The sequence below is a fragment of the Pseudomonas sp. genome (assembly GCF_049301935.1).
Taxonomy (GTDB): domain Bacteria; phylum Pseudomonadota; class Gammaproteobacteria; order Pseudomonadales; family Pseudomonadaceae; genus Aquipseudomonas.
Genome location: NZ_JBAQLP010000142.1, coordinates 20,690 through 33,986 on the forward strand (window position 1 = coordinate 20,690; position 13,297 = coordinate 33,986).

A 13,297-nucleotide genomic window follows, 5' to 3' on the forward strand; every position below is an offset into this window, starting at 1 on the left:
TTGTCTTACAAAAACAACAGACCCCGTCAACGGCGGTCATTGGGGCCACATATGCGCTCATTGCTTCTTGCCATCGGCTGCCTGGCAGCCAGCATCAGCCTACCCGCCCTGGCCAAAGGGCAAGGTCAACTTGCCGATCCCAAAGCCGCCGTGCAACTGTTCTGGAGCCAACTCTACGGCCAGGGCGGTAGCACGCTGTATTGCGGCAAAGCCTTCAGTGAGGAAAGCGGCCAGCTTAAGGCCAGTGCCATCTACAGCAGCAAACAGCTGAAAAGCGCCCTGCGCTGCGTCACCAACCGTCAGTGCGGGATCATGAACCCGGAATACGGGTACATCGCATCCGATCTGCACAACCTCTACCCGGCCATGACCCGCGTCGAACTGGCGCGCCGCAACGCGCAATTTGGCGAGCTGGACGACAGTGTGCCGAGCAAGTTCGCCGATATCGACTGCGATATGAAAACCAGCTTTAAGTTGGTGGAGCCGCGCGACGCGGCCAAGGGCAACATCGCGCGGGCGATCTTCTATATGCATGTCGAATACGACCTGCCCATCGTCGGCCAGGTGCAGATGTACAAGAAGTGGCACCAGATGGACCCGCCGGATGCCGAAGAAAAGGCCCGCAACGACAAGATTGCCAGCCTGCAAGGCACGCGCAACCGCTTTATCGATAATCCCGAGCTGGTCGATCAGTTGATCGCCAACTAAGTCGCGCTTAGCGGCGGCGGTTAAGGGTCGAGCGCAGCTTGTAGCGGTCGCCTGGGTGGATCAGCCGGGCGTAGCTGATCAGGTGCTCATCCGACCAGGTACGGCGGATCACGCTCAGGCATGGCGCGGCCGGGTCGATCTCCAGCCAGGCGGCCACCTGCGCCTCCACCCGCACCGCCTCGACCACATGCTCGACATCACTGATCGGGCAGCTGGCCACCAGCACCTCGTTGGGCGTCTGCTTGGAAAAGTCGCTGTGCAGGTAATGCGGCACCCAGCGCGGATTGACGAAGCGATCTTCCAGCTGGATCGGCACGCCATCCTCGCGGTGCACCAGAATGCTGTGGAACACCTCGCCGCCCAGGCGCAGCCCCAGGCGCAGGGCCACCTCGTCGTCCGCCGCCAGCGCTTCGCAACGAATGATGTCATTGCTGTAGGCATGCCCACGGCCACGCACCTCGGTGGCGATATTCAGCACTTCATGCAGGGAAGATTCGGCCTTGCGGTCGCTGACAAAGGTGCCCAGACCGGCCTGGCGGCTCAGGTAGCCCTGCTGCACCAGGTTGTTGATCGCCTTGTTGGCGGTCATCCGGCTCACGGCGAAATCCCGCGCCAGCTGCTCTTCCGGCGGAATCTGATGATTGACCGGATAGGCGCCGCTGTGGATGCGCTCCAGGAGGAATGCTTCGATCGCCTTGTAGCGCGGGGTTGTACTGCTCACAGCGGCTCCTTGGAATTACCCGGTGCGCCGATGATAGCGAGCCCCCATGGGCGGCGCCATGTGCGCAACCCATAGGCAGGCGTGCGCTGCCATCAGAGCAGCATGGCGGCAATCCAGCCGGCGGCGAGCAGCGGCAGGTTGAAGTGCAGGAAGGTCGGCACCACGGTGTCCCAGATATGGTCGTGCTGGCCATCGGCATTCAGCCCGGCGGTTGGCCCGAGGGTCGAGTCCGAAGCCGGCGAGCCGGCATCACCGAGGGCCGCGGCGGTGCCCACCAGGGCGATAATGGCCAGTGGCGAGAAACCGAAGCTGATGCCCAGTGGCACATAGATGGCGGCGATAATCGGCACGGTGGAGAAGGACGAGCCGATGCCCATGGTGATCAGCAAGCCCACCAGCAACATGATCAGCGCCGCCAGGCCACGGTTGTCACCAATCAGCTCCACCGAGCCACTCACCAGAGCCGGCAGTTCGCCGGTGGCCTTCATCACCGCGGCAAAACCAGCGGCGGCGATCATGATAAAGCCGACCAGGGCCATCAAACGCATGCCCTGGGTGAACACATCGTCTTGCTCGGCCCAACGGATCACCCCGCTGACCGAGATCACGGCGAAGCCGACCAGGCCGCCGAACACCATGGAACCGCTCCACAACTGCACGCCCAAGGCCAGCAGCAGGGCCAGGGCGATCAGGCCGAGCTGACGCCCACTGAGCGGCGTGCTGCTGGCCGTGAGGTGTTCGCCGGCCACCGGCAGCTCCTCATAGACCCGCTTGCGCCGGTAACTGAAGGCCGCGATAACCAGCCCCAGCACCATACCCAACGCCGGAATCAGCATCGCCTGAGGCGCCATGTCGCGGCTGACCATCAGCCCCTGGGCGTTGCCGGACTGGTTGATATTGCCGATCAGGATGTCGTTGAGAAAGATGGTGCCGAAGCCGATCGGCAGCGACATATAGGTCACGGTGATGGCGAAGGTAATGGCGCACGCGGTCAGACGACGATCCAGCTGCAGGCGGTTCATCACATGCAGCAACGGCGGCACCAGAATCGGGATAAAGGCGATATGCACCGGAATGATGGTCTCGGCGGCAAAGCCGGCGAGGATCAGGCTGGCCAGCATGCCCCATTTGACCAGGGCCAGTTCGCCGCCTTGATGCTGGCTGCGCCCCAGGTGCTCGACCACCCGCGCCGACAGCCGTTGGGCGATACCGGTGCGCGACAGCGCCACGGCGAAGGCGCCCAGGGTGGCATAGGCCAGCGCGACCCCGGCCCCACCACCCAGGCCCTGGTTAAAGGCCTCGATAATCTCGCCAATCGGCATGCCCGCCGTCAGCCCACCCACCACGGCCGCCACTACCAGGGCGAAGACCACAGACACCCGCAGCATCGACAAGGTGACCATGACCAATACCGCCAATACGATTGAATTCATTGCGACTCCTCTTGTTATTGTTTTTTTGCGTCAAAAAGGCCCCATGACCCGCGTCAAAACGCGGGCCAGAGGGGTGTTGCAGGGGACGATCAGCCCAGCGAGGGCAGCAGCCCGGCCGGCAGCAGTGGGTTCAGCACACGGCTGGCCAGCAGCTGATTGGCCGCGGCGATATCCGGGGCGAAGAAGCGGTCTTCCACGTAGTACGCCACCTGCTCGCGCAGGGCCTGACGGGCCTGTTCCAGCAGCGGCGAGCTTTTCAGCCCTTCGCGGAAATCCAGGCCCTGGCAGGCCCCCAGCCATTCGATGGCCAGCACGCCACGGGTGTTGGCGGCCATTTCCCACAGGCGCTTACCGGCGGCCGGAGCCATGGACACGTGGTCTTCCTGGTTGGCCGAAGTCGGCAGGCTGTCGACGCTGTGCGGATGGGCCAGAGCCTTGTTCTCGCTGGCCAGGGCGGCGGCGGTGACCTGGGCGATCATAAAGCCGGAGTTGACCCCGCCATTGGCCACCAGAAATGGCGGCAGCTGGGACATATGCTTGTCCATCATCAGCGAGGTACGCCGCTCGCTCAGCGCGCCGATTTCGGCGAGGGCCAGGGCGATATTGTCGGCGGCCATGGCCACCGGTTCGGCGTGGAAGTTGCCACCGGAAATCACGTCGCCTTCGGCGGCGAACACCAGCGGGTTATCCGACACCGCGTTGGCTTCCACCGCCAACACTTCGGCGGCTTGGCGCAGCTGAGTCAGGCAGGCGCCCATGACCTGGGGCTGGCAGCGCAACGAATAGGGGTCCTGCACCTTGTCGCAAGCCTGGTGGGAGCGCCCCACTTCGCTGCTGGCACCGAGTAGGTGGCGATAGATCGCCGCGGCATCGATCTGCCCACGCTGGCCACGGGCCGCGTGGATGCGCGGATCGAACGGCGCGCGTGAGCCCAGGGCGGCCTCCACGGTCAGGCCGCCGCAGACGGTGGCGGCGGCGAACAGGTCCTCGGCCTCGAACAACCCGCGCAGCGCGTAGGCGGTGGACACCTGGGTGCCGTTAAGCAGCGCCAGGCCTTCCTTGGCGGCCAGGGTCATCGGCTCAAGACCGGCGATAGCCAGCGCCTCGCTGGCCGGCAGCCACTGGCCCTTGTGCCGCGCCTGGCTTTCGCCGAGCAACACCAGGGACATATGCGCCAATGGCGCGAGATCGCCAGAGGCGCCCACAGAGCCCTTGAGCGGAATATGCGGGTAGACCTCGGCATTGATCAGGGCGATCAGCGCCTCGATCACCTGCAGACGGATACCGGAGAAGCCGCGCGCCAGGCTGTTGACCTTGAGCAGCATGATCAGCCGCACCATGGCGTCGTCCAGCGGCTCGCCGATGCCGGCGGCGTGGGACAGCACCAGGGAGCGCTGGAGTTTTTCCAGGTCTTCGGTGGCGATGCGGGTCGAGGCCAGCAGGCCGAAACCGGTGTTGATGCCGTAGGCGGTGCGGCCCTCGGCGATGATGCCGTTGACGCAGGCCACACTGGCCTCGATGCCGGCGTGGGCGCTGTCATCCAGGCGCAGCGTGAGCGGCGCCTGGTAGGCGGCGCGCAGTTGGGCCAGGCTCAGTTGGCCGGGGGTCAGGGTAAACAGGCTCATGCTTGGGCTCCTTGGGTAGCAGCGATCATCGGCAGGTCGAGGCCCTGCTCTTTGGCGCAATCGGTGGCAATTTCATAACCGGCATCGGCGTGACGCATCACCCCGGTGCCCGGATCGTTGCGCAGCACGCGGCCGAGACGGGCGCGGGCTTCCGGGGTGCCATCGGCGACTATCACCACCCCGGAATGCTGCGAGTAGCCCATACCGACGCCGCCACCGTGGTGCAACGACACCCAGGTCGCGCCGCCGGCGGTATTCAGCAGGGCGTTGAGCAGCGGCCAGTCGGAGACGGCATCGGAGCCGTCCATCATGGCTTCGGTTTCACGGTTGGGGCTGGCCACCGAACCGGAGTCGAGGTGGTCGCGGCCGATCACGATCGGTGCCTTCAGCTCGCCGCTGGCGACCATGTCGTTGAACGCCTGGGCCAGACGCGCGCGGTCCTTCAGGCCAACCCAGCAGATGCGTGCCGGCAGGCCCTGGAAGCTGATGCGCTCGCGGGCCATGTCCAGCCAGTTGTGCAGGTGGGCGTCGTCGGGGATCAGTTCCTTGACCTTGGCGTCGGTCTTGTAGATGTCCTCGGGGTCGCCGGACAGCGCCACCCAGCGGAACGGGCCGATACCCTGGCAGAACAGCGGGCGGATATAGGCCGGCACGAAACCGGGGAAGTCGAAGGCGTTGTCGACGCCCTCCTGCAGGGCCATCTGGCGGATATTGTTGCCGTAGTCGAAGGTCGGCACGCCCATCTGCTGGAAGGCCAGCATGGCGCGCACATGCACGGCCATGGACTGCTTAGCGGCCTTGACCACCAGCGCCTCCTCGCTCTTGCCGCGAGCGACGTACTCGTCCCAACTCCAGCCGGCCGGCAGGTAGCCGTGACGCGGGTCGTGGGCGCTGGTCTGGTCGGTGACCATATCCGGGCGCACGCCACGGCGTACCAGTTCCGGGAGGATCTCGGCGGCGTTGCCACAGAGGGCGATGGACACCGCCTGGCCTGCGCTGCAGTACTTGTCGAGGCGCGCCAGGGCGTCGTCCAGATCAGTGGCCTGCTCGTCGACATAGCGGGTCTTCAGGCGGAAATCGATACGCGATTGCTGGCACTCGATATTCAGCGAGCAGGCGCCGGCCAGGGTCGCCGCCAGGGGCTGGGCGCCGCCCATACCACCCAACCCCGCCGTCAATACCCAACGGCCCTTGAGGTCGCCGCCGTAGTGCTGACGACCGGCCTCGACGAAGGTTTCATAGGTGCCCTGGACGATGCCCTGGCTGCCGATATAGATCCAGCTGCCGGCGGTCATCTGGCCGTACATGGCCAGGCCCTTGGCATCCAGCTCGTTGAAGTGCTCCCAGGTGGCCCAGTGCGGCACCAGGTTGGAGTTGGCCAGCAGCACCCGCGGCGCATCCTTGTGGGTCTCGAACACGCCCACCGGCTTGCCGGACTGGATCAGCAGGGTCTGGTTATCGTCCAGGCGGGTCAGCACCTCGACGATCTTGTCATAGCACTCCCAGTTGCGCGCGGCGCGGCCGATGCCGCCGTACACCACCAGCTCCTTGGGGTTCTCGGCCACTTCCGGGTCGAGGTTGTTCATCAGCATGCGCAGCGGCGCTTCGGTCAGCCAGCTCTTGGCGGTCAGCGTGGTGCCACGGGCGGCGCGGATTTCGGTGTCGCGGAAGAGGCTCATTGCGGGCTCCTGTTCTTGTTAGCTGTAAGGTTCGGGCTCAGTGAGCCAGGGTGAGTAGATGAATCAGGCGCGCCGCCAGCTTGGCGGTACGGCTGTCGATGTCGTGTTCGGGGTTGAGTTCGGCCAGGTCGGCCAGGCGCAGCTTGCCGCTGTCGCGCACGCTTTCCAGCAGCGGCTCGAGCAGCGCCAGGGGCACGCCGCGGGCAGCCGGGGCACTGACCCCGGGGGCCTCGCAGGCCGGCAGCACGTCGATATCGATGGTCAGGTAGATCGCATCGCAGCCGGCGATAAAGGCCTGCAGCTCGGCGTCGATGCTGGCCAGGCTGGCTTCGCGAATCTCGCGGTCTTCGCGCACCAGCACATTCAGATCAAAGGCGCGCTGGAATAACGCGCGGGTGTTGCTGGCACGGCTGACGCCGAGGCAGGCATAGGCGAACGGCCAGCCGCGGGCGGCGCACTGCTCGGCGATCTGCGCGAAGGGCGTGCCGGAGGAGCGGGCGTGGGCCGGGTCGCGCAGGTCGAAATGCGCGTCGAAATTGATAATGCCGATACGCGGCGCGGCCTTTTGTGATGAGCCGCCAGCCATATGCGCGGCAATGCCCTGCCAGCTGCCGAAGGCCACCTCATGGCCGCCACCCAACACGATCGGCAGATGCCCGGCATCCAGCAGGGCGCAGACGTTATGCCCAAGGCGCGCCTGGGCGCTTTCCAGATCGCCATCGGCGCACAGCACATCACCGGCATCATAGGCCGGACCCTGACGGTGCCAGGCCAGGTTGGCCAGGGCCTTACGCATCGCCAGCGGACCATTGACCGCACCCACACGGCCCTGGTTACGGCGTACCCCTTCGTCGCTGGCAAAACCGAGCAGGGCTACGCCCGGCTGGCTGTCCGCGCTCAGCGCCTGAATGCGCTGGTGCCAGCGCGGGCTGTCGGCTTCCGGGTCGATGCGGCCCTGCCAGAGCTGCATGGAATGGCGATCAGCGTGCATGGGTGTTGGCCTCTTTGCTGTGACTAATGACGCCGTTGAAGATGCGCTGACGCAGCCGCCCCGGCTGCACCGCATAGGCCAGCTCGGCGGGTTGCTGCACAGCCCACAGGCACAGGTCGGCGGGGGCCCCAACCTCGATCCGCCCCAGGTCAGGGCGGCCGAGGGCGCGGGCGGCATGGGCGGTCATACCGGCCAGGGCTTCGCGCGGGGTCAAACGGAACAGGGTGCAGGCCTGGTTAAGGCACAGGGTCGGAAAGCAGATCGGCGAGGTGCCGGGGTTGCCATCACTGGCCAGCGCCATCGGCACGTTGTACTGACGCAGCAGGGCGATGGGCGGCAACTGGGTTTCGCGCAGGGTATAAAAGGCCCCCGGCAACAGGGTGGCCACGGTGCCGGCGGCGGCCATGGCCTGCACCCCGGCCTCGTCGAGGAACTCGATATGGTCGGCCGAGAGCCCCTGATACCGTGCGGCCAGAGCGCTGGCGCCCTGATTGGACAATTGCTCGGCATGCACCTTGAGCGCCAGACCGTGGCGCTGCGCGGCCTGGAACACCAACTCGCACTGCGCCGGGCTAAAGGCGATGGTTTCGCAGAACACATCCACTGCATCGGCCAGGCCCTCGGCCACGGCCGCCGGGATCATCTCGTTGCACACCAGGGCGATATAGCCGTCGCTGTCGCCGGCATATTCCGGCGGCAGGGCGTGGGCACCGAGCAGCGTGGTGGTGATGCGCAGCGGCAGCATCTGACCAAGGCGGCGCGCCACGCGCAGCATCTTCAGCTCATCGTCGACAGTCAGGCCATAGCCGGATTTGATTTCCAGGGTGGTCACGCCGTCATCCAGCAGCGCCTGCACACGCGGCAGGCTCTGCGCCAGCAACTCGTCCTCGCTGGCGGCGCGGGTGGCGCGCACGGTGCTGAGGATGCCGCCGCCGGCCTTGGCGATCTCGGCGTAGCTGGCACCTTCAAGGCGCTGCTCGAATTCAGCGGCGCGGTTGCCGGCATAGACCAAATGGCTATGGCAATCCACCAGGCCCGGGGTCATCACCCCGCCGCGCCCGGCCTCGATGGCGCCCTCGGCCAACGCCTCGGGAAACGCGCCGGTCGGCCATAGACCCGCCACCTTGCCATCCGCCACCAGCAGATTGATCGGCTCGGCCAGCGTGGTCAGGCCATCGAAGAGGCAGAGCTCGCGCCAGAGCAGGCGCGGGGCGGACGGGGACATGGAACTCTCCTTGAGCGAACTTGTATATACAATAGAAGTTGGCCAGCCAGTCGTCAACCCCGTTCGTCAGCAAAGAATTGCCGCAACACAGCCCCTATGAAAGCGCCACAACCGGGTAAACCCACATAAATCATCGAGATAGATGGCGCATATAGCCCAGCAATGGCCACCTGCAGCAGACCCACGGCAGGCGTCGGCTCGCCTGCGGGCTGTCCAGCAGCCAGCCTTTAATGTATATACATATGCAAACAGCCGATATGAGTACCCGCCGTGAGCATCCGCATTATCGACAGCCATACCGCCCGCCAACTGCCGTGGAAGAACGGCAAGGGGGTCACCCTGGAGCTGGCCATCGCCCCGCCCGGCGCCGGCCTGGACGATTTCGACTGGCGCATCAGCAGTGCGCGGGTGGCGGGCGCAGGCCCCTTCTCCCACTTCCCCGGCATCGACCGCAGCCTGGGCCTGCTTAGCGGCGCGGGCATGCGCCTACATCTGCCCGAGCAACCAAGCTTGCGTCTGGATATACACAACCCAGTGCTGAGCTTTACCGGCGAGCTGGATGTGCAGGCCGAACTACTGGATGGCCCGGTGCAGGACTTCAATCTGATGAGCCGCCGTAGCCACTGGCAACATCGCCTGCAGTATCTGGAACTGCAGGGCCAGCAGTGGCTCGACAGCAGCGCTGTGCTGTTTATCTACTGCTGCAGCAGCGCAGGTCTGACGTGCACCAGGGTCGACAGCGCGCCCATCGGCCTGAACGCCGGCCAAGGCCTGTTACTGGAAGACGAAGTCGGCCCGTGGCGGCTAACTAGCCAGGGCCGCAGCGGCCTTTACCTGGCGCGGCTGGCGCCGGCTACTGCGGGCCAGGAGGTGGTCTGCTAAGCGACAGCTTGATTGAGCGGCAGAGAAATCCCGGCCCGTAAAACGCCAAAGCCCCGGCACATGGCCGGGGCTTTGGCATTACAAGTAAGGCGTAGACACTGTTTCGGGTCTCGCGAGCTAGAGCGAGACAAGGCGAAAACAGCCAAGGAAGCGGAGTTTACTGGCTGTAAATGAGCATTCCGCGGCTGTTTTCAACGCAGTATCGCCGACGCGCAGCAGATCCGAGACAGCGTCTTAGAACTGCGCGGCGTCGAGCAGATACAGCGACTCGCTACCGGCTTTGACCGAAGCCGTCAGCGAGTGGATGCGCGGCAGCAGGCGAGCGAAGAAGAAACGCGCGGTGCCCAGCTTGCTCACGTAGAACTCGTCCTGATCCTGCTTGGCCAGCGCGGTGCGCGCCATCAGCGCCCACATATAGGCGTAGGCGGTGTAGCCGAACACCTGCAGGTACTCGACCGAGGCGGCACCGACTTCGTTGGGGTTGGCCTTGGCGCGTTCCAGCAGGTCGCTGGTCATCAGTTCCAGGTTGGCGATGGCGTCTTTCAGCGGCTCGACAAACTCGCTCAAGCTGCTGTCTGCCGAGTCGGTAAAGGCCTTGATCTCTTCGGCGAAGTGCTTGTAAAAGGCGCCGCCGCTGCCGACCACTTTACGGCCGACCAGATCGAGCGCCTGGATACCGTTGGTGCCTTCGTAGATCTGGGTGATGCGGCAGTCGCGGATCAGCTGCTCCTGGCCCCACTCACGGATAAAGCCGTGGCCGCCGAAGATCTGCTGGCCGTGTACGGTGGTTTCCAGCGCCATATCGGTGAGGAAGGCCTTGGCTACCGGGGTCAACAGGGCCACCAGCTCTTCCGCGCGCTTGCGGGTAGCAGCGTCTTCGCTGTACTTGGCGGTGTCGAGTTGCATGGCCACGTAGCTGGAGAAGGCACGACCGCCCTCGTTCAGCGCTTTCATGGTCAGCAGCATGCGGCGCACGTCCGGATGGACGATGATCGGGTCGGCGGCTTTGTCCTTGGCTACAGGGCCGGTCGGCGCGCGACTCTGGATACGGTCGCGGGCGTATTCCACGGCGTTCTGGTAGCTGCGCTCGCCCAGGGACAGACCCTGGATGCCCACGCCCAGACGCTCGTAGTTCATCATGGTGAACATGGCAGCGAGGCCCTTGTTCGGCGCATCGACTATCCAGCCGGTGGCGCCGTCGAAGTTCATCACGCAGGTAGCCGAGGCCTTGATGCCCATCTTGTGCTCGATGGAGCCGCAGGACAGCGCGTTTTTCTCACCCAGGGAGCCGTCAGCATTGACCATGACCTTCGGCACCAGGAACAGCGAGATGCCTTTCGGGCCCGCCGGGGCGTCCGGCAGCTTGGCCAGTACCAGGTGGATGATGTTCTCGGTCAGGTCATGCTCACCACCGGTGATAAAGATCTTGGTACCGGAAATCTTGTAGCTGCCATCGGCCTGGGGTTCGGCCTTGGTGCGGATAATCCCTAAGTCGGTGCCGGCGTGCGGCTCGGTCAGGCACATGGAGCCCGCCCAGACGCCGGAATACATGTTCGGCAGGTATTTTTCTTTCAGCTCTTCGCTGGCGTGGGCGTTGATCGACAGGCAGGCGCCGGCGGTCAGCATTGGATACAGGCCGAACGACAGGTTGGCCGAGTTGACCATTTCCTCGACCTGGGCCGAGATCGCCTTGGGCATGCCCATGCCGCCGAATACCGGGTCACCACCGACACCGACCCAGCCGCCTTCGGCGTAGGTTTTGTAGGCCTGGGGGAAGCCGGCCGGGGTTTTCACCGCGCCGTCAGCCCAGGAGCAGCCTTCTTCGTCGCCGCTGCGGTTCAGCGGGGCGATCACGCCGCCGGTGACCTTGCCGGCTTCTTCGAGAATCGCGGCGGCGGTGTCTTCATCGACCACTTCAGCCAGGGCCGGTAACTGGGCCCACAGCTTGGAAACTTCAAACACTTCATTGAGCACGAAGCGCATATCGCGCAGGGGAGCTTTGTAGTCGGCCATGGGGCAATTCCTCAAGCGAAGCAACAGGTATACAAACGTGCGGAAAGTCTAACCGAACAACTTTTTAGACACATAGCGTCGCGTAACGACCAACTGGTCACCATTCGTTTGATCGGCCGCGCCCAGTAAAAACCCGCCAAGTGGCGGGCCCTTACGTGCGCGCACCGTCCGTCAGAGAGCGAAGTGTTCAGCCGGCAAACGCATCAAACACTCACTGCCCGCTTCGGCACCGGCCAGGTGGCTGGCGGTGCGCGGCAACAGGCGCTTGAAGTAGAACGCGCAGGTGGCCAGCTTGGCCTGATAGAACGCCGCCTCGCCTGCGCCCGCCGCCAGCTGCTGCTCGGCAACCAGGGCCATACGCAGCCAGAAGTAGGCCAGGATGACGTAGCCGGAGTACATCAGGTAATCCATCGAGGCAGCACCGACTTCGTCCGGATTGTGCATCGCCGCCATGCCGATCTTCTGGGTCAGCGCGCCCCACTGCTGATTCAGCGTCGCCAGTTGCGCCACATAGCCCTTGAGCTGCGGGTGCTCGGCCTCGGCCTCGCAGAACTTGTGGACGATCTTGGTAAAGCCGCGCAGCAGCTTACCCTGGCTGCCGAGCACCTTGCGCCCGAGCAGGTCGAGGGCCTGGATGCCGTTGGTGCCTTCATAGATAGGTGCGATGCGGCAGTCACGCACCAGCTGCTCCATGCCCCACTCGCGGATAAAACCGTGGCCGCCGAACACCTGCATGCCGTGGTTGGTCACCTCCAGGCCGGTCTCGGTCATAAAGGCTTTGCAGATCGGCGTGAGGAAGGCCAACAGGTTCTCCGCCTCCTCACGCTGCTCGGCGCTGTCACCGCGATGGGCCTGATCGATCAGCTGTGCGGTGAAATAGGCCAGCGCGCGGTTGCCTTCGTTGAAGGCCTTCATGGTCAGCAACATACGCCGCACATCGGGATGCACGATGATCGGGTCGGCGGCTTTTTCCGGAGCCTTCGGCCCAGTCAGCGCACGCATCTGCAGGCGCTCAGTGGCGTATTTGATCGCACCCTGGAAGCTGGTTTCACCCAGACACAGGCCCTGCATGCCGGTGCCCAGGCGCGCGTGGTTCATCATGGTGAACATGCAGTTGAGGCCCTTGTTGGCCTCGCCGATCAGGTAACCGGTGGCGCTGTCGAAGTTCATCACGCAGGTGGCCGAGGCCTTGATGCCCATCTTGTGCTCGATCGAGCCGCAGCTGACGCCATTGCGCGCCCCTGCTTCGCCATCAGCGTTGGGCAGGAACTTGGGCACGATAAACAGCGAGATGCCCTTAGTGCCAGCCGGCGCGTCGGGCAGCTTGGCCAGCACCAGATGGACGATGTTCTCGCTCATGTCGTGCTCGCCGGCGGAGATAAAAATCTTGCTGCCGCTGACCGCGTAGCTGCCATCGGCCTGGGGCACGGCGCGGGTCTTGATCAGGCCCAGGTCGGTGCCGCAGTGGGCTTCGGTCAGGCACATGGTGCCGGTCCAGCGGCCTTCGGTGAGTTTGCTCAGGTAGATCTGCTTCTGCGCTTGCGTGCCGTGGGCGTGGATCGCCGACATCGCGCCGTGGGTCAGGCCGGGGTACATGCCCCAGGAGGTGTTGCTGGCGCCGACCATCTCGCTAATGATCAAGCCCAGCGAATGCGGCAAACCCTGACCGCCGTAGGCCGGATCGGCCGCCAGGCCATTCCAGCCGCCTTCGACGTACTGGGCAAAGGCTTCCTTAAAGCCCTTGGGCGTGGTCACCACGCCATCGTTGATCTGACATTCCTCTTCATCGCCGGAGCGGTTTAGCGGGGCCAGCACCTGCTCGCAGAACTTCGCGCCCTCGGCGAGGATCGCGCTGACCATATCTGGCGTTGCATCGCTGGCCCCCATCGCGGCGTAGCCGGCATGAAAGTCGAAGACCTCGTCGATCAAAAACTGCATATCGCGCAGGGGGGCTTTGTACTCGGGCATGCTGGCTTCTCCGTCAGCTAGAGCGTGGGTTAGCTCTATACGCTACGACTCA

General features: G+C 64.6%; 10 protein-coding genes. 2 read left to right on the plus strand and 8 right to left on the minus strand.

Going from position 1 to position 13,297, the window contains the following annotated elements; all coding sequences use genetic code 11:
* Nucleotides 1–51: 51 nt before the first annotated feature.
* A complete protein-coding gene (locus WA145_RS18535; RefSeq protein WP_422582970.1) occupies nucleotides 52–708 on the plus strand; it encodes an endonuclease I family protein in 657 nt (218 codons plus the stop codon).
* Nucleotides 709–715: 7 nt separating this feature from the next.
* Here WA145_RS18535 and hutC read toward each other — a convergent pair whose 3' ends face one another.
* From hutC to hutI, 6 genes are all read right to left on the minus strand, one after another.
* Nucleotides 716–1,429, minus strand: a complete 714-nt coding sequence (gene hutC / locus WA145_RS18540) for a histidine utilization repressor (RefSeq protein ID WP_422582971.1) — start codon at nucleotides 1,427–1,429, stop codon at nucleotides 716–718.
* 92 nt (nucleotides 1,430–1,521) lie between these two features.
* Nucleotides 1,522–2,862: a Na+/H+ antiporter family protein gene (locus WA145_RS18545; RefSeq protein ID WP_422582972.1), complete on the minus strand. Its 1,341-nt coding sequence runs from the start codon at nucleotides 2,860–2,862 to the stop codon at nucleotides 1,522–1,524.
* A gap of 89 nt (nucleotides 2,863–2,951) precedes the next feature.
* Nucleotides 2,952–4,487, minus strand: a complete 1,536-nt coding sequence (gene hutH, locus WA145_RS18550) for a histidine ammonia-lyase (RefSeq protein ID WP_422582973.1) — start codon at nucleotides 4,485–4,487, stop codon at nucleotides 2,952–2,954.
* Entirely contained in the window at nucleotides 4,484–6,166 is a 1,683-nt protein-coding gene (gene hutU / locus WA145_RS18555) for a urocanate hydratase (protein ID WP_422582974.1), read from the minus strand. The genes hutH and hutU overlap by 4 nt, the downstream gene beginning before the upstream one ends.
* A 37-nt stretch (nucleotides 6,167–6,203) precedes the next feature.
* Entirely contained in the window at nucleotides 6,204–7,157 is a 954-nt protein-coding gene (gene hutG / locus WA145_RS18560; RefSeq protein ID WP_422582975.1) for a formimidoylglutamase, read from the minus strand.
* On the minus strand, nucleotides 7,147–8,382 hold the full coding sequence (hutI, locus tag WA145_RS18565; protein WP_422582976.1) for an imidazolonepropionase: 1,236 nt from the start codon (nucleotides 8,380–8,382) through the stop codon (nucleotides 7,147–7,149). The genes hutG and hutI overlap by 11 nt, the downstream gene beginning before the upstream one ends.
* Nucleotides 8,383–8,652: 270 nt before the next feature.
* On the opposite strand from hutI, the gene WA145_RS18570 reads away from it, so the two are divergent.
* Nucleotides 8,653–9,264 carry a HutD family protein gene (locus tag WA145_RS18570; protein ID WP_422582977.1) on the plus strand — a complete coding sequence of 204 codons (612 nt, stop codon included), beginning with the start codon at nucleotides 8,653–8,655 and terminating at the stop codon, nucleotides 9,262–9,264.
* 234 nt (nucleotides 9,265–9,498) lie between these two features.
* On the opposite strand, the gene WA145_RS18575 is transcribed toward WA145_RS18570, so the two are convergent.
* Together WA145_RS18575 and WA145_RS18580 are read right to left on the minus strand one after the other, a co-directional pair.
* Complete coding sequence (locus WA145_RS18575) at nucleotides 9,499–11,277, minus strand: acyl-CoA dehydrogenase C-terminal domain-containing protein (RefSeq protein ID WP_422582978.1); 1,779 nt, start codon at nucleotides 11,275–11,277, stop codon at nucleotides 9,499–9,501.
* A 171-nt stretch (nucleotides 11,278–11,448) separates the two neighbouring features.
* Nucleotides 11,449–13,245 carry an acyl-CoA dehydrogenase C-terminal domain-containing protein gene (locus tag WA145_RS18580; RefSeq protein WP_422582979.1) on the minus strand — a complete coding sequence of 599 codons (1,797 nt, stop codon included), beginning with the start codon at nucleotides 13,243–13,245 and terminating at the stop codon, nucleotides 11,449–11,451.
* Nucleotides 13,246–13,297: the final 52 nt, after the last annotated feature.